This window comes from Pseudonocardia sp. McavD-2-B, assembly GCF_024124365.1.
GTDB lineage: Bacteria > Actinomycetota > Actinomycetes > Mycobacteriales > Pseudonocardiaceae > Pseudonocardia > Pseudonocardia alni.
This window is the reverse complement of the sequence record NZ_JAMXSG010000473.1, coordinates 1-2164: the sequence shown is the minus strand read 5'-3', so window position 1 is coordinate 2164 and position 2164 is coordinate 1. Positions and strand designations below refer to the sequence as shown.

Here is a 2164-nt window from a genome sequence, read left to right as displayed (position 1 = left end):
GCCCCCAACGGACCCACAGATCAGTGCGGTCCTCATCGGACATCCCCGGCCTGCCCAAGCGTGCCATCGCCCACCCCTATCATGATCAACTACCTGTGGGGTGTTGCGCTGACCGGTTGAGTCCAAGAGATCAAGATTCCTGCTTTTCAGCGCCCGTTCGTCTGGAAAGACGAGCAGGCTATTCGGCTACTCGATAGCCTTGCGAGCAACTATCCAGTAGGCAGTCTTTTGCTATGGAAGACCGCCGAGAAGCTGCAAACCGAAAGAAATATCGGAGACTTCACGCTTCCAGAGACCGATGACCATAGCCCGACGGACTACGTACTAGACGGGCAACAGCGCCTAACTGTGATCTACTCGTGTCTTGGCGCCCCTGAGCATGAGGGCGGCTTTGCCGCTGGCTATGACCTGGTTGAAGAAGAGTTCATTCCTATGACCAACCAGGCCCCCCTGACAGTATTTCCATTGCGCGCCTTGTTTAATACCAGTCGCCTCCTAGACTTCCGCACCGCACTACAGAGTCGACCCGATAAGGACGAGCTCCAGCGGCGGCTCGACTCTCTTATTCGAGTCCTTTCTGGATATCGCCTCCCTGTCGTTACCCTGAAGAATTTGAATCTTGACGAGGTTTGCCCAATCTTTGAGCGAATCAACGATTCCGGTACGCGCCTTTCCATCTATGACCTAATGGTTGCGGCGACGTGGTCACGCGACTTCGACCTAAACGTCCGCACAAAGAATCTCGCTACAGCTCTGGAGCGAAAGGACTTTGACAAGATCGAACAATCGACTGTCCTTAAGGTCCTGTCAGCGATTCACACAAGCTCAGTCCAGCGTGAGTCAATACTACAGCTTCGCAACCTTGGAGCAACGGCACTCGACGAGCTCGTAGAAAAGGCGCGGGGAGGCCTCGAGCGAGCAGTTGATCTGCTTGTCACGGATTTTCGAGTACACAGCCTTGACTTCCTGCCGTACGAGGCACATCTGGTAATCCTCGCAAGCCTCTTCTCCGAGAGGAAGAAGCTCAAGAACCCTGAGCTAGTTCGAGCACGACAGTGGTTCTGGCGGTCAGCATTCTCGGAACGATTCAAAGGCGCATCTGAATCATTCATTTCTCGGGGCATCACCCAAGCATCAAACTTTATCTCCGGAGAGTCGGGTAGTGCCGACGACTTCGGAGACTTACCCACCGCGCGAAATCTGCTCAGACTTGGCTTCCGCAAGAACGGGGCAGGATCACGCGCCTTCTCCTTGGCCATGGGCAAGAAAGGCCCACGCAACTTGACTAATGGCAGCGCCATCGACACTTTTGCTGCACTCAGCGTCTACAATAAGCACCAGTTCCATCACATCTTTCCGCAAGCATTCTTGAAGCGGCTCGATGACCAGATCGATTCAAACCGTCTTATGAACATCTGCTTTCTGTCAGCTAGCGAGAATAATGAGATCAGTGACGGCGATCCATGCGTCTACATCCCCGAACTCGCTCGAACGCTCGGCGGCTCCGCGGCCGGCGTCTTCGCAAGTAGCCTACTTCCGAACCCATCGAATTTCGACTACGCCAAAACGAACTACGACGACTTCCTGATCGCCCGCGCTGAAATCGCCGAGAAGTGGGTTCAGCAGTTGTGCGAGGGAGGGCGTTGATGGTCGACCACTGCGCGATTCTACAAACCGAGATAGACTAGAGCGGTGTTGTCGACTGAGGATGCTCGGAATCGCGCGAGGAAGAGCCTCGCTTCTGTGCTGCCGCGGCGGTGGAAGCACGTCGAGAAGGTCGCTCATAGGGCAGAAACTGTGCGTCCTCGTCTCCACGGCGGCAACCAGCTGGTCGTCGCTTGTTGGCTTCATGATGTAGGCTACGCACCCGCGCTGAACGAGGTCGGCTTTCACCCGCTGGATGGAGCTCGCGCCGCGCGCCGGTGGGGTGTCGACGACACAGTGTGTGGTCTCATTGCTTATCATTCATCTGCCGCCCACGAGGCAGAAGTGCTCGGTCTGTCAGATCAGCTTCAGTCGTTTACCGACCCTCCGGGACTAGGGCGTGTCTCCGAAATAGGTGGGTCGGGGTGCGCGATGCTGTAGCGGTGTCGCGCACTGCGGTCCTGACCGACGTTCAGTGGGCCCGGCTGGCCCCGCTCCTGCCCTCGTCGGAGGGTCGTCG

Annotated in this window: 2 protein-coding genes; both read left to right on the top strand. The window is 56.7% G+C overall.

From position 1 onward, the window contains the following. Nucleotides 1–129 precede the first annotated feature (129 nt). Nucleotides 130–1647, top strand: coding sequence for a DUF262 domain-containing protein (locus NH602_RS30340; protein ID WP_308292905.1), 1518 nt, complete (start codon nucleotides 130–132; stop codon nucleotides 1645–1647). A gap of 45 nt (nucleotides 1648–1692) precedes the next feature. Further along, a complete protein-coding gene (locus NH602_RS32290; protein WP_374210284.1) occupies nucleotides 1693–2085 on the top strand; it encodes an HD domain-containing protein in 393 nt (130 codons plus the stop codon). Nucleotides 2086–2164: the final 79 nt, after the last annotated feature.